Genomic DNA, 18,036 nt, shown 5'->3' on the forward strand with positions numbered 1-18,036 from the left:
TTGCAGTATTAGTAACGAATGGGAAGATTGCAAAACTTGAAAAGACTACTGATAACTGTTAGGTATCTGAAGCCTATTCAAATACGTTATCAATTCTATTACAGATTTCTCTATCCCATATTTTCTTATCTAAGAGCCGATCCTGAATATTCTAAAGCAGCCTCCGCTTCATTGACATGGGAAGGAGGGTTGACTAATCCCAAGACTTTGATCGGAGATAGAGAATTTGAATTTCTAAATCAACCCTACAGCTTTGAGAACGATATAGACTGGGAGATATCAGAATTTGGCAAACTGTGGACATATAATTTGAACTACTTTGATTTTCTCCATCAGGAAAGCCTCGATCGGGCTGTTGGCCTAGATCTGATAGAGAACTACATGTCCTGGGATAAGCACAATACAGGGAACGAACCTTATCCTACTTCACTTAGAGGCATGAATTGGATAAAATTTCTCACCAGGCATAGAATTTCTAACCTAGAAATAGATTCCTTTTTATTCAAGGATTATATAAGATTAAGCAGTAGGCTTGAGTACCATATTATGGGCAATCACCTCCTCGAAAATGGGTTTTCCCTCTTATTTGCTGGACTTTACTTCAAGGATCAAAGGTTTTTAAAACTCGCCAATCAAATTCTGCAGGATCAACTTCAGGAACAATTTCTCGGTGATGGCGCTCATTTTGAACGCTCACCGATGTACCACAGTATTTTACTACACCGAATATTGGATTGCATCAATTTCTTAAAACTCAACAATATCACTGAAGGGATTTATAGAAGATTATGCAATACGGCAACTAAGATGATTTCCTGGCTAGAGGCAATGTGTTATACTGATGGATCTTTGCCAATGGTTAATGATTCTATTCATAATCTCTCTTTTAAACCTCAGGAACTGTTGTCATTTGCTCGGAGTCTGAATATAAAGTGGGATGCTGTGAATCTCAATGAATCGGGATATCGAAAAATGATAAATCCTCCTTTTGAACTCTTTGCTGATTTTGGCAACATAGGTCCCGACTACATTCCCGGACATGCTCATTCTGACACCTTCAACTTTGAAATCTATTTTGAAGGGAAACCGCTCATTGTCGATACAGGGACTTCCACCTACGAGCTTGGGGAAAGACGACTAACTGAACGCAGTACGATCTCACATAATACGGTATTGGTTGATGAAAAGGAACAATCAGACATGTGGGACAACTTCAGAGTGGGTCGCAGAGCAAAGATCATTCATTTAGACGAGAGCACTAAGAGAGTCAAAGGAGTACACAATGGGTATAGCTTTCTGAATATTTTACACTCACGACAAATACAACAGATATCTGATGGATTTGTAATTGAAGATCAAATTGATGGAAGGAAAAATGATAATATTAAAGCAGAAGCATTTATTCATTTTCACCCTAGCGTCCAATCTATTCAGATTGTGGAAAATTATATCAGATTAGACGAAAAGGGATTACAGATTTCATTTCTCGGTAATATTTCTAAACTTAGCGTAGAACCGTATAGTTATGCAATGGGGTACAATAAGAGGTCAGAGGCAAAATTGATTAGAATCGAATTTAAAAAACATTTAGTAACAAACATCACCAAAATTTGATTCGATCCAGAAGATGAATGCATATCTTCAACGGGTCCGTATAAAATACTCAAGTATCCAATCAACATGAAAGTATTATTTCTGAGCTATTACTATAAACCAGATATCACAGCCGCAGCATTTAGGAGTAGTGACTTTGTCAATTATTTGAGTAAGGCAGGTACAGATATCAGAGTGATTACAACCTACCCTCACAAATCAGAGAACGTTCAGTTAGAGGAAGTAAAAGACAATATTACTTTAGAAAGAATCGCGCTAAGACCTGTTAAGGGAAGAGGGTTTAAAAATTTTTTAATTCACTATTTATCTTTTATACCGAAGAGCATTTCACAGAGTATAAAGTGGTCTTCAAAGGGATGGAAACCAGACATTATTTATATTTCTTCACCGCCCATCTTTATTGGTATTACCGGAATTATTCTGAAATATTATTTAAGACGCCATTTGGTCTTGGAAGTCCGTGACATTTGGCCAGATAGCGCTGTAGCTGCAGGACAGCTTAAAAAAGGCGGATTGGCTTATAAACTTGCGTCTTTATTTGAAAGATTCTTGTATCGTCGTAGTAATGGAATGGTCTGTGTGAGTTCACCAATGAGGGATTACATCAAACAGTACTATAACAAATCAATTTGCGTAGCTTATAATGGCCCCAAAAAGAAACAATTACAGGAACAAAAGCAATCCCAACCCCCGGGGATAGCAGAGAGATAAGAATGGCGTATGCCGGCAATTTAGGCCTGGTACAGGGAATGGAAGTACTAATTGAGGCCTTTAGCAAAGTGAAGAAATCAAATCTTTCACATCAATGGCATCTGGATATTTATGGAACCGGTGCCTTGGAAGTTGAGCTAAAAAGTCAGGCAGAGAAGCTTGGTTTAGAGGAATGGGTCCATTTTCACGGAGCGCTGCCTAAAGAAGTTCTTTCTATTCACCTGAGTAAGGTAGATGTATTATATTTAGGGCTAATTAGCTCCGAAGCTTTAGATAAGACTATACCTTCAAAGCTTTTTGACTATTTGATTTTTGGGAAACCAATCCTTGCGGCCATAACAGGAGAGGGGAAAGATATATTAGAAAAGAATAAGGCTAACCTGGTTTTGAGTTCCTGTGATTCGGAAGTAATTTCGTTCGGGATAAGAGAATTAGATAAAAGTCTAAAACAGAGATCTTTATTGGCTTCTGATAATATTGACCTACTGCGTGGAAACTACACTAGGGAAGTTAATTGTCAAAAGATACTCCTGTATTTACAAGAGGTAATAAAGAAAAAGTGAATTAAAATACAGCAAGTCTGTTAAATGTTGCCCGTCTTCGGATTTGTGGCAAAACCAGCTCTCAGAGCTCCAAATAAGGAAAGGAATGTCCAAACCCTCGGTACTAAATTCTATTGAGCGGAAATTTATTCTGCTCATCGGGGATTTAATAATGATCATCGCATCTTTAAATCTTTTGGTGAATCATGCGATTGACGAAAAATACTCTTTTGTTTGGGTAAAGATTCAAATCAGCGTAATAGGATTACTTCTGTTTCTATTCCTTGCTTATATACTGGATTTCTACAATCTGGAGAAATTGGTTCGAAGAAGGGCAGCGATCTCACAGGGAATTTATATTTCTTTGATTTTCATTTTTATTCTATTGCTGATTTGTATCATTTTGTACGATATTAGCTTCTGGAGAATCCCTCTTCTTTCCTTTCTATTACTTACACCCATTCAAGTAGCACTCTGGAGGTTGCTCTACAGTAACCTTTTCAAAATTATTCCTTTTACAAAAAATGTATTACTGCTCTATGATTCCTATGATCTAAACTTAAAAGAGATCATTGAAAAAATAAATGGTTACGAGACCAATACTTTTTATAAAGTTAAACTCACCTACCATATTGATCAAACTGCCCTTTCGGATCGAAAAAGCTTTGCAGCAGCCATGCAGAAAGTAGATACCTGGATTATCAACACACAGAGTTATGACAATATTCCGTCCTATTTGCAAAAGGTTGTACTGAAGTCAATTATGGAAGGTAAGGAAGTAATTTCATATACTTCATTTTACGAGAATACGTATGAAGCATTGCCTATTAATTCGCATAATGACAGCTTTTACGAAATACTGCAACTTCGGAATAAGAAAATCCGATATCTCCAGTCACTATTTAGTTTTACCATCAATTTTGGCCTGTCTCTTTTTGTTGGGATCATTTTTGTTCTATGCATTCCATTTGTATTTGTGTTCAATTTCTTTTTTAACAGAGGGCCTTTATTCTATACACAAAAACGCGTAGGACAACACGGTAAGGAATTTAAGATCTATAAATTCAGATCCATGGTAGTTGATGCAGAGAAACTCGGAGCTAAGATGGCGACAAAGAATGACAGCAGAATCACACCTTTTGGTAAAATTTTACGCCTATTTAGAATTGATGAACTTCCACAGATCATTTCTGTGATAAAGGGAGATATGAGGTTCATAGGACCTAGACCGGAAAGGAAGGTCTTTGTCAGGGAACTGGTAAGAATGATCCCCTATTATAACATAAGGCATCTGATCAAACCCGGAATTACCGGATGGGCCCAAGTGAAATATAAATATGGTGAAAATCTCGAGGACTCCACCAGAAAATTGGAATACGATCTGTATTATATAAAGAACAGATCAATAATGTTGGATTTGCGAATCATTTTCAAAACCTTTACCACGGTCATTTTTTCTCGAGGGGTATAAATGGAAATTGTACTGTACAATTGGATCTTCAATCATGACGAATATTACAACAGGAAAGAATTTATTCTTCCTACTTTTGTGCCCAGAAAGGTTCATTTTTCCGAACTTGATAAATTGAATTCCGATATATGAAAATAGCTGTTATAGGAACTGGCTACGTAGGTTTGGTTACCGGAACCTGTCTGGCAGAAACCGGCAATGAAGTTGTCTGTGTTGATATTGATGAAAGTAAAGTTAAAAGAATGCAGGGGGGTGAGGTGCCTATTTACGAACCCCACTTAGATGTTATTTTTGAACGTAACATAAATGCAGGAAGGCTCTCTTTCACCACTTCCTTAAAAGAAGGACTCAATCATGGAGACATAATATTTCTTGCCTTACCCACCCCTGAAGATGAAGATGGCTCGGCTGATCTGAAATACGTTTTGGGAGTTGCTGAAGATATTGGAAAATTAATTTCTGAGTATAAAGTTATCGTAGATAAAAGTACGGTTCCGGTTGGGACCTCAGACAAGGTACGGGAATCTATAGCTAAAAATGCTAAATGTGAGTTTGATGTAGTTTCTAATCCTGAATTCCTCAGGGAAGGATTTGCCGTCGATGATTTTTTAAAGCCGGAACGAATTGTAGTAGGCGCTAGTTCTGAAAGGGCGATAAACCTGATGCAAAAACTCTACAAGCCCTTTGTCAGGTCTGGAAACCCGGTTATTATCATGGATGAAAGATCGGCAGAACTCACGAAATACGCAGCTAATTCCTTTCTGGCAACTAAAATTACTTTTATGAACGAAATTGCCAACTTCTGTGAAAAAGTAGGTGCTGATGTTGATAAGGTGAGAATAGGCATGGGAACAGATTCCAGAATTGGTAAGCGATTTCTTTTCCCGGGGATTGGATATGGGGGATCTTGTTTTCCTAAAGACGTAAAGGCGCTCCACAAATCAGGAAAAGATGCCCAATATGATTTTAAAATATTAGAGTCGGTCATTCAGGTAAATCACAGTCAAAAAACAATTTTAGTCCCAAAAATCTTCAGTCATCTTGGAAAGGACTTAAGAAATAAGAAAGTAGCGATCTGGGGCCTTGCGTTTAAACCGGAAACTGACGATATCAGAGAAGCCCCCTCTCTCTATATCATCGAGGAATTACTAAAAGCGGGGGCAAGTGTTGCGGCTTTTGATCCGGAAGCTATGGACAATGTCAAATCTAGACTGGGCGATTCAATTTCATTTGCCAAAAGCATGTACGAAGCTTTGGAAGGGGCAAATGCGCTGGTCATTTGTACAGAATGGGGAGTATTCCGAAATCCAAACTTTAACAAGGTTAAAGAGCACATGGATCAAAAGGTGATATTCGATGGCAGAAATTTATACGATATAACTGAAATGAGATCTGAAGGATTTTCCTATTATTCAATTGGACGGGAAGATGTAATAATGTAAATATTCAAAGAATTGTGAAAAGAGTATTAATCACAGGAGGTGCAGGGTTTTTGGGGTCTCATTTGTGCGACCGTTTTATAAAAGAGGGGTTTTATGTTATTGCAATGGACAATCTCATAACAGGAGACCTTAGAAATATCGAACATTTATTTAAACTCAAGAATTTTGAGTTTTATCACCACGATGTAACAAAATTTGTTCATGTTGCCGGCAAGCTTGATTATATTCTCCACTTCGCATCACCTGCAAGCCCGATCGATTATTTAAAGATTCCTATTCAGACCTTAAAAGTAGGTGCCTTGGGGACACATAATCTGCTTGGTCTGGCAAAAGAAAAGAATGCCCGGATTATGATAGCCTCAACTTCCGAAGTATACGGAGATCCTCTGGTACATCCTCAAACTGAAGAGTACTACGGGAATGTCAATACTATAGGTCCCCGGGGAGTATATGATGAGGCAAAGCGTTTTCAGGAATCTATTACTATGGCCTATCACAGGTTTCACGGCCTCGATACCAGGATAGTTCGAATTTTCAATACTTATGGACCGCGAATGCGACTAAACGACGGCCGGGTTATTCCAGCTTTTATGGGGCAGGCGCTCAGGGGGAGGATCTTACCGTTTTTGGAGATGGTTCACAAACGCGTTCTTTTTGCTATGTCGACGATGAAATCGAAGGGATCTACCGTTTATTGATGAGTGATTATCACTTACCCGTAAATATTGGAAATCCGAATGAAATTACGATCAAAGAGTTTGCCGAAGAGATCATAAAATTGACCGGTACAAATCAAAAAATTGTGTATAAAGAACTGCCTAAGGATGACCCTATGCAGAGGCAACCCGATATTTCAAAAGCCAAGGAGATTTTCGGATGGGAACCTAAGGTTACAAGGCAGGAAGGGATGCGAAAAACATACGAGTTTTTTAAATCGCTTTCAAAAGCGGACTTGCAAAAAACCGAACACAGGGATTTTAGCAGCCACAACAGGAAATAACACCAGGTTTGCGAATAAGCTAATTATTTACCCTGCTATTTTAGACACAAAAATCCCTACAACATCATAAAATAGCACAAAACCAGATGAAATGAATATTCTAATACTGGGCTCCGGAGGCAGAGAACACACTCTGGCCTGGAAATTAAAACAAAGCCCTAAACTTTCTCAATTATTTGTAGCCCCGGGTAATGCCGGCACCTCCCAAATAGCTACAAACCTTCCCATAAACATCAACGATTTTACGGCTGTTAAAACTGCTGTTTCTTCTCATAAAATTGATTTAGTTGTTGTGGGGCCTGAAGATCCTCTGGTCAATGGGATACACGACTTTTTCCGCTCAGATGATGATCTGAAACACATTCCGGTTATAGGGCCCGAGAAGAAGGCTGCAACTCTTGAAGGCAGTAAGGAATTTGCGAAAGAGTTTATGATGCGGCACAAGATCCCTACAGCTTCTTACCAAAGTTTTACTGCGGAAATGCTTCAGGAGGGGTTTAATTTTCTTGGGACCCTGAAGCCGCCTTATGTTTTGAAAGCCGATGGTCTTGCAGCCGGTAAGGGCGTTGTTATTCTAAATGATTTGGATGAGGCAAGAGCCGAATTATCCCGTATGCTGTTGGATTCAAAATTTGGGGAAGCAAGCACCACTGTGGTGATCGAAGAATTCCTTTCCGGACTTGAATTGAGCTGTTTTGTTCTTACCGATGGAGAGAACTACAAGATTTTGCCAACCGCAAAGGATTACAAAAGGATAGGAGAGGGCGATACCGGCCTTAACACCGGAGGGATGGGAGCAATTTCCCCAGTGCCTTTTGCCGAAGATTCGTTTATGGAAAAGGTAAAAGAAAGGATCATTATACCGACGATCAAAGGCCTCTATAAAGACAAAATACGGTATAAAGGTTTTATTTTTATCGGACTTATTAAAGTGGGGGAAGATCCTTTCGTCATAGAATACAACGTGCGTCTGGGTGATCCCGAAACTGAGGTCATTCTTCCGAGAATCAAAAACGACCTGCTTGAGGTCTTTGAGGCTGTAGGAAGCGGGAAATTGGATGCCATTGACCTCCAAATTGACAAGCGCACTGCAGTGACTGTTATGACGGTCTCAGGAGGTTATCCCGGCGCCTATACCAAAGGAGAAGAGATTCATGGCCTTCAAAATATTGAAGACTCAATTATTTTTCACGCTGGCACAAGCTTATCAAATGGGAAGGTCGTTACAAACGGAGGACGTGTACTGGCAATAACCTCGTTTGGGAAAGACTTCAAATCAGCTCTTGCAACATCTTACAAAAATGTTCAAAAAATCGATTTTGAAGGAATGTACTACCGTAAAGATCTGGGCTTTGATCTATAGGTAAGAATGAGATGTGATAGATTTATCCTCTTCCTGATTGTCATTGAATTTCTTCAATTGCAAAAGCCAGTAAACCATCGCAACTGTACCAATGATCATAAAAAGCCAATTGATGGTATTTGACGTCCACCAATTTTCCATATAGCGGAGGGCATCATAGGGCCAAAATAAATAGTTCACGAATAAATCTTCTATGCCGTAAAAAAATGAGCTCATCTTGGTTATATTTACGAGGACAAAAATATAAAATCCGGGGATGATTTCAGGCATTTTTGGCAAAACAAAACCAATTAATTACGTTTTACTCCTTGGATTGCTGTCCCTGATTTATTGGTTCTCATCTTTTTACTATACTGATATCCTAAAAGAGCCTATTGATTTTCTTACCCAAGCATTTGTATTAATCATCCTTTTATTCTCTGTTTTGGTCCTGGATTTCGTTGTGAACAGAAATCAAATCACCAACACGAATGCCTATACAGCCCTTTACTTTGTTTTACTTGTTCTCATTTTCCCTTCATCAGTCCTGGATCCGGATGCCATAGGCTGTAACTTTTTTCTCATACTTGCTTCCAGGAGGCTCATTAGCCTACGCTCCTTAAAATACATGAAACTTAAGATCCTGGATGCCAGTTTGTGGGTTATGGCCGCCAGTATATTTTATAGCTGGTCCTTGCTATTTCTTATTCTGGTTTTTATCGCCATATACATTTATGAGCCCAAGAGTTTAAAAAATTGGCTGGTACCGCTGGTAGGGATCACTTCTTTTGTCTTGATCTGGAACGCCATTTTAATTCTGGCGGGGAAAGAGGGTTTTTTTCTGGAACACTACAGTTTTAATATTGGAGACTGGAAAGAGATGCTTCAAAACTGGACCTTGAGTTCGAAACTTATCTTGTTTATTGTTTTGATCACTATTACGGGACTGGCAGTATTTCTCAAATCCGGCAAACTTGGATTAGGGCGGATCATCAATTTACGTGTGATATCTATCTATCTTACGCTCAGTTTTCTGGTTGTAATATTGAGTTTAACGGATGGGAAATTTCCCATACTTATCACTTTCTTCCCAGCTGCAGTATTCCTGGGGAAATACACGGAAATGATCAAAAGGAAAAACATAAGAGAACTCAGCCTAAGCGGAGCAATGCTCTTGTCAATTTTGATTTTTGTACTTGATATTCTATTTAAATAAAAGATACCTTTGCAAAAACTTTATCACTTATGTTCAGCGAAGAAGCCTTTAAGATTTTCGAACAAAGTATTGAGAAATACCACGTCCTGGACAAGGTAGACCAACCCCTTATCAACCCATACCCTATAGGGGAAATTGAACATCTGTTATTCAGAAAAAATTGGATAGATACGGTTCAATGGCACTTTGAAGATTTAATCCGCGATCCGGACATTGAACCCGTAAAGGCCCTCGAACTCAAACGTAAAATCGATGCCAGTAATCAGGAAAGAACGGATTTGGTAGAATACATTGATAGCTATTTTCTGCAAAAATACGCTGAGGTCGATATCAAGGAGACCGCCACGATAAATACGGAGTCTCCTGCATGGGCAATAGACCGCCTATCCATTCTCGCCCTCAAAATTTATCACATGAAGGAAGAAACGGAGAGAACCGATGCTTCGGAAGAGCACCTAAATACCTGTACAAATAAATTGAGAACACTTCAGGAGCAGAAAAAAGACCTCTCAACAGCTATAGACCAACTACTTGCCGATATTGAAAGCGGTAAAAAATATATGAAGGTGTACAAACAAATGAAAATGTACAACGACGAGGAGTTAAACCCTGTTTTACGTGGACAAAAACAAGGATGAGTATTTGTTGGTAATACGTCTATCGGCCATGGGGGACGTGGCAATGACCGTCCCTGTACTTCTCGCGCTGATCAGGGAAAATCCCAATTTAAAATTACTGGTTCTTACAAGACCATTTTTTGCTCCAATATTTGAAAAAGTCCCTAACACATACGTATTCATAGCAGACCTGAAAAACAAACACAAAGGGCTGTTGGGAATATACCGCCTAGCCGCGGAATTGAAGAAACTTCGGCTTAGGGGTGTGGCCGACCTCCACAACGTATTGCGAACCAAGCTGTTAAAACTCTTTTTTACAGGAAAGCGAGTTCCTTTTATTCAGATAAATAAGGGTCGAAGGGAGAAACGAATCATAACCTCCTGGCGTAATAAGGAATTAAGCCCATTGAAGTCTACACATGAAAGATATGCAGACGTTTTCAGGGCTCTGGGATATACAATAACACTTAACCGAGAAGATGTTCTGAAAACTTGTGATCCGACAAAAGCTGTGAATTCTTTTCTTAATTCAAAAAACAAAAAACTAATTGGCATCGCTCCTTTTGCGGCATTCACGGGTAAGATGTACCCAATAAATCTAATGGAAAAAGTCCTGGAGAAATTAAATAATACTGATAAGTATAAAATAATATTATTCGGGGGAGGAAAGGAAGAAGCTATGAGCTTGAGATACATGGCAGAAAAATATACCAATTGTTTTGAAGCAATAGGGAAATTGAGCTTTTCAGATGAAATCTGTCTTATCTCTCATTTAAAATTGATGGTATCAATGGATAGTGGCAACGGCCACCTGTCCGCTATGTACGGTATTCCAACCGTTACCATTTGGGGCATCACACATCCCTGCGTTGGCTTTGCCCCTTTTGGGCAGCCTATGAGGAATAGTATCGTGGCAGACAGGGGTAAGTACCCCATGATTCCAACCTCAGTTTACGGAAATAAATACCCAAAGGGTTACGAAAAGGTAATGGAATCCATAGATCCTCAAATGGTATACTCCAAAATAGAAGCGGTACTTAAAGAATAGTCTTTACACCAATTGTGTTTCTGCTATAGATTTTAAGTATTGTTTTATTTGCTGCATATAATGGTATCCAAGCATTTTGCTGTTTCCTTCAACCATTAGTACTCTAATACCTATATATGAGGCGATCAGGAATGAAGCGACACCCTCACTGTCTACATGGCGTGCAATATAACCGTCTGTCTTTCCTTTTTGGAGTGTAGTTACGAGGTTTACTTCCCATACCTTATAGATGTCCTTCAGATATTTTGAGATCTCATCATTTCGGCCATTAAATTCTGTTATAAAATTCCCCAGTACAAAACCGTAATCAAGTTCATTGTGTTCTGCCGTTGCCAGAGCATTTTCAAAACAGCGATCTATGGATGAAAGGGGATCCGCTTTGCCTTCAATAGGTTCTATCATCAGATTGTAAACCTTTCTCACAACCATATTTTGGACAATACTGATAAAGAAATCTTCCTTGGATTGAAAATGGTAGTAAAAAGCACCTTTTGACAAGTCGAGCTCCTTCAGGATATCATCTATACTGGTATTGTAGTATCCTTTTTTGTAAAATAATTCAAGGCCTTTAGTCTGCATCCTCTGCATGGTTGCCATGCGTTTTATATTCTTATCCATCAGATTTGGGTTTTAAGTTAAAAAGACCATGAGGTCTATAACAAAGAACCCTCGAACCCTTTTTTTACTTAATACAGCAGGGTGAACCCTCCTAAATAATCGATAAGAAGTTAAAATTCGGATGAAATACACAATTCTGACCTATATCAACCGACCACTTGGTCGGTTTTTTTTCTCGATGAAAGGCAAAATAGGGGTAAAATTGAGGTATAAATAAAGAAAATAACTTAAAGAATGAAGGCGTTCTAGGTTACAACCCCCTGACAACTACTACCTGCACCGGCCGTACACCCGTAACAGTGCTGAGAAATAATAATATTGCGATTCTGTAGGATATCTTCATTGTATTCTCGAATGTGCTGGACTTTGCTGGCCACTTTTAAATCGAGCATCTGGTTAAAATCACAATCATATAACCACCCATCCCAACTTACTGAAATTGTGTTAGTGCACATTACGTTTTGTACAGCTGAAGGGTTGTAAGCATCTACAAGTGAAATCATATAATCGTCATAGTTTTCCGAAGCGATTAAATAATCCAGAAACCTGGAGATAGGTAAATTTGTAATCGCAAAAAGGTTGTGAAAACTAATGTCAAAATCTTCCTTAAGTGCTTTTTTAAAATCCCGTTCCATTGCTGCCTGGTCTGAAGGAAGAAAGGCCCCCGAAGGATTGTAAACGAGATCGAGTCGAAGTGGACTATCCGGCATGCCATATCCAACTGCATTTAATTCCTGAAGCGCTTTTATCGACTTATCAAAAACACCATCTCCCCGCTGTTTGTCTGTTTTACCCTTGGTGTAATGGGGCATTGAAGAGACCACATGGATATTGTGTTTTTTAAAAAATTGAGGGAGATCGTGATACTTTTTGTTTGCCCGAATTATGGTCAGATTGGAGCGAACTATAAAGTCCTTGATACCAGCCTTGGAAGCTTCTTCCACAAACCAGCGAAAATCAGGATTCATTTCCGGTGCTCCGCCGGTTAGGTCGAGAGTATGTGCTCCGGTATTTCGTATCACCTCCAGGCATAATTCCATAGTTTCCCTGGTCATGATTTCCTTCCTGTCAGGCCCGGCATCTACATGACAATGTTCGCAAACCTGGTTGCACATATACCCTACATTGATCTGAAGGATCTCAAGATTCCTCGGCTTTAAAGGAAACTCACCAATCTCTGCAATCTTATCTTTAAAATAAGGTAGTTCTCCTTCTTCAAATAGTCCCCCGTTGAGTATCTCTAGTTGCCTGTTATGGTCAGCTAATTCTAAATGCCTTGCTTTTAGCGATTTTGTTGCCATTCTAAAGTTTTCGATAGATGTTCGAAAGTAAGATTCTAGGAATCTTTACTTACATGCTTAATTTGTTGTATTTATTCATCATTTGAACTCCGTGTACCAACGTAGCTCCACTTTCAATCGCAGCGCCCGCATGCACCGCCTCCATCATTTCCTCTTTTGTTATTCCTCTTTGCAAACCGTCTTTGGTGTAGGCGTCTATGCAATAAGGGCATTTCACCACATGGGACACGGCCAGTGCAATCAGGGACTTTTCCCTGGCAGATAGAGCACCTTCTTCAAACACTTTGTTGTAATAATCAAAGAATTTGGTGCCCAACTCCTCACTCCACTCTGTGATGTTTCCAAATTTTCTTAAATCTGATGGGTCATAATAGGAATTTGCCATTTTATAAAATTTTTTGAATATCAAAAGTAACTATTATGAGAGGGAATACATCCTGAGCTTCTTTTTTTCTGATTACTCCTAATTTCTAATCAATTTCAAAGTTCTAATATGATCTCCGGTTTTCTTTGTCGACAGAATTCATCAAACTTACAAGGAAGTCGATGAGGTATAGCCTTAATTTTAATTCAAATTCCGGTAATTCATGGCACTCTTGGAGCTGAGTAATGATTTTGATGTAAACCGACCTTGCGGTCGGTTGCTTTTGTTGGTCTTATGTCTGTGAAGACATCCTTTGTCGGCTGATCTACAAATTTTACGGATAAATAGTTTGTTTTTAGGATTTTAGGAGGAGGACTTTATATAGAACAGACCAGGTAGTTTGTATTATTATGGTAAGATTATTAAAGCAAGCTGCATATATGCTTAATTTTAACTAGTTTTTTGGATATGAATTTCACTGATCTACAAAACAAGAGTATCGGACTCGTTTTATCGGGAGGCGGGGTACGGGGGATGGCTCATATTGGGGCGCTTAAGGCCCTGAAAGAACACCAAATAGAAGCTAAAGTTATTGCCGGAAGTAGTGCAGGTGCCTTAATTGGGGCTTTGTACGCCGGGAACAGGGATATTGAGGACATGCTGGCTTTTTTTAAAGAGACTCCTCTTTTTAAATATAACTTCCTTACCATAAATAAGCCAGGGTTAGTAGATACAGAAAGGTATTACGACATTTTTAAAACCTATATCCCATTTGAGAGCTTTGAGTCCCTGAACAAAAAACTATATGTCGTGACTACCAATTTACTGAAAGGACAAGAAGAGATTTTTTCTCAGGGAGAACTCATTATGCCACTTCTGGCATCTGCAGCCCTGCCTCCTGTTTTTAGTCCGGTTGAAATGAAAAACTCCCTTTATGCAGATGGCGGAATTATGAATAATTTCCCGACAGAACCATTGCAGGGCCAGGCAGAGATTGTTATTGGGAGTAATGTGTCAGTAATTAGGGAGGTCAATAAAAAAGAGATCACTTCCTCTTTTCAGCTGGCTTCGCGGACTACCAGTCTAATGGTTTACGCCATTAATAGACAGAAGATCAGGAATTGTGATCTGGTTTTTGAGCCTTCAGAAGTAGAACAAATTGGCGTTCTGGATAAAAAAGGCATTGAAAAGGCTTACCAAATAGGGTATGACCACGCTTCAAGAGTGCTGGAAGACCTTCTTCAGAGAGCCTGAATCCTTTAAAAGGCTATACGTCATCGTAATCGATCTTCAGAGTTGGGGTTAAAGGATGCGACTGGCAGGTAAGTATAAACCCTTCTTCAATTTCGCTATCGGTAAGGATTTGGTTTTTTACCATTTCAGCTTTTCCCTCTGTAACTCTGGCAATGCACGTGCTGCAAACCCCACCCTGACAAGAGTAAGGAGCATCAATATCTTCGTTTAAGACCGCATCGAGGACAATTTTCTTTTTGTCCATGACAAAGGAGAATACTTCGTCATCAAGGGTTACTTCCATCTTTGTTTCTCCCTCTAAATCAGAAAGATCTTCTTCCTGGGAAGTCGTAAACAATTCGAAGTGGATCTTGTCATCAGCAACTTCATTTTTTTCTAAAGTTTCTTTGACGTTGTTAATCATCCCTTCAGGGCCACAGATATAAAAGTGATTGAAATTGCGATCCGCAAACTTGTTTTTAACGATCAGGTTGACAATCGATCCGTCAATTCTCCCCTGCAGCGCATCTTCTTCCCTAGATCTACTATAGATAAAATTCACTGCGAATCTATCTTTGTGCTTTTTTGAGAGTTCCTCTATTTTCTCCCGATACATAGTCTCTTCCGGGGACTGATTCCCATAAACGAGCACAAAAGTATTATCTGGATTGCTGTCCAGAGCGCTTTCAATAATACTCATTATTGGGGTTATACCGCTTCCGGCAGCAAAGGCGCAAATATTTTGACCTTTTTCAGTAGATGTAAATACAAAGTGACCTTTCGGAGGCATCACCTCTATGGAGTCACTCTCCTTGAGGCTATCATTTGCCCAGGTAGAAAAAGTACCACCTTCCACTCTTTTTATTCCTACGGTCAATTCTGATTCTGAAGGGGCACTCGATATAGAATAAGCACGTCGAACTTCCTTGCCATCAATTTCTTGTTTTAAGGTGAGATGTTGCCCGGCATCAAATCGAAACTTATCTTTGAGATCGCCAGGTACTTGAAGGGAAATAGCAACTGAACTTGGGGTTAAAGACCTTACAGCTGATACTTTAAGGGAATAAAACGTACTCATCTTGCAATTTTTTTGCAAAACTAAGGAATGGGAGAGTAAAATAAATACATTTCAATAAATATCTCACTTTTGTAACAAATACTATATTTGGCGGACTAATCCAGAAAATTGAATTGACCAACCCTTATGTTAAAACACTTTTTTACCCTTCAGTGGAAGTCCTTTTTCCGCGCCGCTTCGTTTAAAACCAATCTCGCTTTCAAGATCCTGATGATTTTTGGAGCTATTTATTTTATCCTGGTTTTCCTCGCTTTGGGATTCGGATCCTTTTTTATCATTAAAAAACAAGGTCTCGGTGATCCATTGCGTGTGGTGAATCAATTCATGATCTACTATTTGGTGGGGGATCTCTACGTTCGGTATGTTTTTCAAAAAATGCCGATCCTGAACATCAAACCACTACTGTACATGCCGTTTAAAAAGAGTCAGGTTGTAAAATACTCGCTCGGGAAGACGGTTTTTTCCTTCTTTAACTGGATGCATGCCTTTTTCTTTATTCCTTTTTCTGTAGTTCTGATCACACAAGACTACGATCCATTTGCGGTAATTTGCTGGCATGTGGCCATCATGGCTTTATTCTTTTGCAATAACTTCCTGAATATCATGATGAATAACCAGGACCGTGTATTCTATCCCATGGTAGCCATCCTGGCTGTCCTCGGAATTTGTCAATACAACGGATGGTTTGACATCACACTCTATACGGCACCTGTTTTCAACGCCTTCTTTGATTTGCCTTATGCCCCGCTTTATAGCTTGATTCCGTGTTTACTTCTTTTAGGCCTAACGGTGGCATCCTTTGTTTATTTCAGAAAGCACATGTACCTCGATGGCGGCCTGGCTTCAAAGCATACGGAAGCAAAAACGGAAGACTTTACATGGCTTAATCGTTTCGGAAACCTGGGGACCTTTTTGAAGAACGACATTAAACTGATTAAACGAAATAAGCGATCAAAGACTTCCGTGATCATGGGCGTCCTTTTTATTTTTTACGGCCTGCTATTTTTTACCGGAAGTCTTGAAGTGTATGAAGGGCCGGTATGGGGTATTTTTGCCGGAATTTTTATTTCGGGAGGATTCCTCTTCAGCTTTGGACAATTTGTACCTAGTTGGGACAGTTCTTACTACCCCTTGATGATGAGCCAGAATATTCAATACAGGGAGTATCTTGATTCTAAATGGTATTTAATTGTGATTGCCACCATCCTTAGTACGCTTCTGGCATCGTTCTACCTCTATTTTGGCTGGCAGGCTTACCTGGCAATCGTCGTTGGTGCAATTTATAACATTGGCGTAAACTCATACCTGGTTTTATGGGGCGGGGCCTATATCAAAACCCCCATCGATCTTACATCAAACAAGAAAGCCTTTGGAGACAAGCAGGCATTCAATGTAAAAACAATGTTACTCACAATACCTAAATTGCTGCTCCCGCTAGTCTTTTTTGCTTTGGGTTATTACCTGATCAATCCTGTTGCCGGATATCTGGCTGTTGCCTTATCTGGAGTGCTTGGCTTTGTGTTCAAGAACCAGGTTTTTAAGTTGATCGAGAAGATCTACAAAAAGGAGAAGTACAAAACGCTTTTAGCATATAAACAAACATCTTAAAATTCATAGTTCAGAATGATTACAGTTCAAGACATTACTAAAACATATGGGACACAAACGGTTTTAAACATCCCATCCCTTGAAATTCCTAAAGGTCAGAGTTTTGGACTGGTTGGAAACAACGGGGCCGGTAAAACCACTTTATTCAGCCTTCTTCTTGACCTAATTCAGCCTACCACCGGAAAGATCATAAATAATGAGGTGCAGGTTGATATCAGCGAAGCATGGAAACCGTTTACCTCGGCATTTATCGATGAAACATTTCTTATCGGCTACCTGACCCCGGAAGAGTATTTTTATTTTATCGGAGAGTTAAGAGGCCGCAACAAGGCAGACGTAGACAGCCTGGTCGGAAATTTTGAGAATTTTTTCCACGGGGAGATCCTGGGGCAGAAGAAGTATCTAAGAGATCTCTCCAAAGGGAATCAGAAAAAGGTGGGAATAGTAGCTTCTTTTATCGGAGACCCCGAAGTGGTTATCCTCGATGAACCTTTTGCGAACCTGGACCCCACCACACAAATCAGATTAAAACAGATCATAAGAGAGCTCGCCGAAAACAGAGAAGTGACTGTACTGGTGTCTAGTCACGATCTAATTCATGTCACCGAGGTATGCGAGCGAATTGTAGTCTTGAACAAAGGCGAGATCGTCAAAGATATTCAAACCTCACCTCAGACACTTAAGGAATTGGAAACCTTTTTCGCCGGCTAATTATACGGAGTTCTCACACGTCTTTATCCCCGGATTTGAATTCGGGGAAATTATGTGTGCATTTTATCGAGTAGATACATAATAAACGGGCGCTTTTACAGTTTACATAGGGTACGAACA

Annotated in this window: 17 protein-coding genes and 1 pseudogene; 13 read left to right on the plus strand and 5 right to left on the minus strand. The window is 39.5% G+C overall.

The window, feature by feature from the left end; genetic code table 11:
• Positions 1 to 36 precede the first annotated feature (36 nt).
• From EQY75_RS13230 to purD, 7 genes and pseudogenes are all read left to right on the plus strand, one after another.
• Positions 37 to 1,614, plus strand: a complete 1,578-nt coding sequence (locus EQY75_RS13230) for an alginate lyase family protein (RefSeq protein WP_165200668.1) — start codon at positions 37 to 39, stop codon at positions 1,612 to 1,614.
• 66 nt (positions 1,615 to 1,680) lie between these two features.
• Positions 1,681 to 2,325, plus strand: a complete 645-nt coding sequence (locus tag EQY75_RS13235) for a glycosyltransferase (protein WP_129606615.1) — start codon at positions 1,681 to 1,683, stop codon at positions 2,323 to 2,325.
• Positions 2,326 to 2,327: 2 nt separating this feature from the next.
• Positions 2,328 to 2,888 carry a glycosyltransferase gene (locus tag EQY75_RS13240; RefSeq protein ID WP_129606617.1) on the plus strand — a complete coding sequence of 187 codons (561 nt, stop codon included), beginning with the start codon at positions 2,328 to 2,330 and terminating at the stop codon, positions 2,886 to 2,888.
• 85 nt (positions 2,889 to 2,973) lie between these two features.
• On the plus strand, positions 2,974 to 4,338 hold the full coding sequence (locus tag EQY75_RS13245) for a sugar transferase (RefSeq protein WP_129606619.1): 1,365 nt from the start codon (positions 2,974 to 2,976) through the stop codon (positions 4,336 to 4,338).
• A gap of 128 nt (positions 4,339 to 4,466) precedes the next feature.
• The gene (locus tag EQY75_RS13250) at positions 4,467 to 5,780 is read left to right on the plus strand and encodes a UDP-glucose dehydrogenase family protein (protein ID WP_129606620.1); all 1,314 of its coding nucleotides are present in this window, start codon (positions 4,467 to 4,469) and stop codon (positions 5,778 to 5,780) included.
• Positions 5,781 to 5,794: 14 nt separating this feature from the next.
• Positions 5,795 to 6,780 (plus strand): annotated as a pseudogene (locus tag EQY75_RS13255) (UDP-glucuronic acid decarboxylase family protein).
• A 91-nt stretch (positions 6,781 to 6,871) separates the two neighbouring features.
• Positions 6,872 to 8,143: a phosphoribosylamine--glycine ligase gene (gene purD, locus EQY75_RS13260; RefSeq protein ID WP_129606622.1), complete on the plus strand. Its 1,272-nt coding sequence runs from the start codon at positions 6,872 to 6,874 to the stop codon at positions 8,141 to 8,143.
• Here the strand turns inward: purD and EQY75_RS13265 are convergent.
• Positions 8,138 to 8,359: a DUF6341 family protein gene (locus EQY75_RS13265; RefSeq protein WP_129606624.1), complete on the minus strand. Its 222-nt coding sequence runs from the start codon at positions 8,357 to 8,359 to the stop codon at positions 8,138 to 8,140. The two genes, purD and EQY75_RS13265, sit on opposite strands and share 6 nt — an antisense overlap.
• Positions 8,360 to 8,399: 40 nt before the next feature.
• On the opposite strand from EQY75_RS13265, the gene EQY75_RS13270 reads away from it, so the two are divergent.
• The 3 genes from EQY75_RS13270 to EQY75_RS13280 are packed head-to-tail and all read left to right on the plus strand — an operon-like array spanning position 8,400 to position 11,003.
• Positions 8,400 to 9,338 carry an LTA synthase family protein gene (locus EQY75_RS13270; RefSeq protein ID WP_129606626.1) on the plus strand — a complete coding sequence of 313 codons (939 nt, stop codon included), beginning with the start codon at positions 8,400 to 8,402 and terminating at the stop codon, positions 9,336 to 9,338.
• A gap of 29 nt (positions 9,339 to 9,367) precedes the next feature.
• Complete coding sequence (locus EQY75_RS13275; RefSeq protein WP_129606628.1) at positions 9,368 to 9,976, plus strand: DUF4254 domain-containing protein; 609 nt, start codon at positions 9,368 to 9,370, stop codon at positions 9,974 to 9,976.
• Between the two features lie 28 nt (positions 9,977 to 10,004).
• Complete coding sequence (locus EQY75_RS13280) at positions 10,005 to 11,003, plus strand: glycosyltransferase family 9 protein (protein WP_129607115.1); 999 nt, start codon at positions 10,005 to 10,007, stop codon at positions 11,001 to 11,003.
• A gap of 3 nt (positions 11,004 to 11,006) precedes the next feature.
• On the opposite strand, the gene EQY75_RS13285 is transcribed toward EQY75_RS13280, so the two are convergent.
• From EQY75_RS13285 to EQY75_RS13295, 3 genes are all read right to left on the minus strand, one after another.
• Positions 11,007 to 11,621 carry a TetR/AcrR family transcriptional regulator gene (locus tag EQY75_RS13285; RefSeq protein WP_129606630.1) on the minus strand — a complete coding sequence of 205 codons (615 nt, stop codon included), beginning with the start codon at positions 11,619 to 11,621 and terminating at the stop codon, positions 11,007 to 11,009.
• A 245-nt stretch (positions 11,622 to 11,866) separates the two neighbouring features.
• Complete coding sequence (arsS, locus tag EQY75_RS13290; protein ID WP_129606632.1) at positions 11,867 to 12,922, minus strand: arsenosugar biosynthesis radical SAM (seleno)protein ArsS; 1,056 nt, start codon at positions 12,920 to 12,922, stop codon at positions 11,867 to 11,869.
• 49 nt (positions 12,923 to 12,971) lie between these two features.
• A complete protein-coding gene (locus EQY75_RS13295) occupies positions 12,972 to 13,307 on the minus strand; it encodes an arsenosugar biosynthesis-associated peroxidase-like protein (protein ID WP_129606634.1) in 336 nt (111 codons plus the stop codon).
• Positions 13,308 to 13,754: 447 nt separating this feature from the next.
• On the opposite strand from EQY75_RS13295, the gene EQY75_RS13300 reads away from it, so the two are divergent.
• The gene (locus EQY75_RS13300; RefSeq protein ID WP_129606636.1) at positions 13,755 to 14,540 is read left to right on the plus strand and encodes a patatin-like phospholipase family protein; all 786 of its coding nucleotides are present in this window, start codon (positions 13,755 to 13,757) and stop codon (positions 14,538 to 14,540) included.
• Between the two features lie 13 nt (positions 14,541 to 14,553).
• Here the strand turns inward: EQY75_RS13300 and EQY75_RS13305 are convergent, their stop codons facing one another.
• Entirely contained in the window at positions 14,554 to 15,597 is a 1,044-nt protein-coding gene (locus tag EQY75_RS13305) for a ferredoxin--NADP reductase (protein ID WP_129606638.1), read from the minus strand.
• Positions 15,598 to 15,723: 126 nt separating this feature from the next.
• On the opposite strand from EQY75_RS13305, the gene EQY75_RS13310 reads away from it, so the two are divergent.
• Positions 15,724 to 17,205 (plus strand): DUF5687 family protein, encoded by a 1,482-nt coding sequence (locus EQY75_RS13310; protein ID WP_129606640.1) that lies wholly within the window; start codon positions 15,724 to 15,726, stop codon positions 17,203 to 17,205.
• A 15-nt stretch (positions 17,206 to 17,220) separates the two neighbouring features.
• A complete protein-coding gene (locus tag EQY75_RS13315) occupies positions 17,221 to 17,916 on the plus strand; it encodes an ABC transporter ATP-binding protein (RefSeq protein WP_129606642.1) in 696 nt (231 codons plus the stop codon).
• Positions 17,917 to 18,036: the final 120 nt, after the last annotated feature.

The organism is Muriicola soli (assembly GCF_004139715.1).
Lineage (GTDB): Bacteria > Bacteroidota > Bacteroidia > Flavobacteriales > Flavobacteriaceae > Muriicola > Muriicola soli.

Excerpts from the sequence above, each read along its gene's own strand:
- EQY75_RS13235 (WP_129606615.1), top strand. The coding sequence starts at position 1,681 with ATGAAAGTATTATTTCTGAGCTATTACTATAAACCAGATATCACAGCC.
- EQY75_RS13240 (WP_129606617.1), top strand. The coding sequence starts at position 2,328 with ATGGCGTATGCCGGCAATTTAGGCCTGGTACAGGGAATGGAAGTACTA.
- EQY75_RS13245 (WP_129606619.1), top strand. The coding sequence starts at position 2,974 with ATGTCCAAACCCTCGGTACTAAATTCTATTGAGCGGAAATTTATTCTG.
- EQY75_RS13250 (WP_129606620.1), top strand. The coding sequence starts at position 4,467 with ATGAAAATAGCTGTTATAGGAACTGGCTACGTAGGTTTGGTTACCGGA.
- purD (WP_129606622.1), top strand. The coding sequence starts at position 6,872 with ATGAATATTCTAATACTGGGCTCCGGAGGCAGAGAACACACTCTGGCC.
- EQY75_RS13265 (WP_129606624.1), bottom strand. The coding sequence starts at position 8,359 with ATGAGCTCATTTTTTTACGGCATAGAAGATTTATTCGTGAACTATTTA.
- EQY75_RS13270 (WP_129606626.1), top strand. The coding sequence starts at position 8,400 with ATGATTTCAGGCATTTTTGGCAAAACAAAACCAATTAATTACGTTTTA.
- EQY75_RS13275 (WP_129606628.1), top strand. The coding sequence starts at position 9,368 with ATGTTCAGCGAAGAAGCCTTTAAGATTTTCGAACAAAGTATTGAGAAA.
- EQY75_RS13280 (WP_129607115.1), top strand. The coding sequence starts at position 10,005 with ATGGGGGACGTGGCAATGACCGTCCCTGTACTTCTCGCGCTGATCAGG.
- EQY75_RS13285 (WP_129606630.1), bottom strand. The coding sequence starts at position 11,621 with ATGGATAAGAATATAAAACGCATGGCAACCATGCAGAGGATGCAGACT.
- arsS (WP_129606632.1), bottom strand. The coding sequence starts at position 12,922 with ATGGCAACAAAATCGCTAAAAGCAAGGCATTTAGAATTAGCTGACCAT.
- EQY75_RS13295 (WP_129606634.1), bottom strand. The coding sequence starts at position 13,307 with ATGGCAAATTCCTATTATGACCCATCAGATTTAAGAAAATTTGGAAAC.
- EQY75_RS13300 (WP_129606636.1), top strand. The coding sequence starts at position 13,755 with ATGAATTTCACTGATCTACAAAACAAGAGTATCGGACTCGTTTTATCG.
- EQY75_RS13305 (WP_129606638.1), bottom strand. The coding sequence starts at position 15,597 with ATGAGTACGTTTTATTCCCTTAAAGTATCAGCTGTAAGGTCTTTAACC.
- EQY75_RS13310 (WP_129606640.1), top strand. The coding sequence starts at position 15,724 with ATGTTAAAACACTTTTTTACCCTTCAGTGGAAGTCCTTTTTCCGCGCC.
- EQY75_RS13315 (WP_129606642.1), top strand. The coding sequence starts at position 17,221 with ATGATTACAGTTCAAGACATTACTAAAACATATGGGACACAAACGGTT.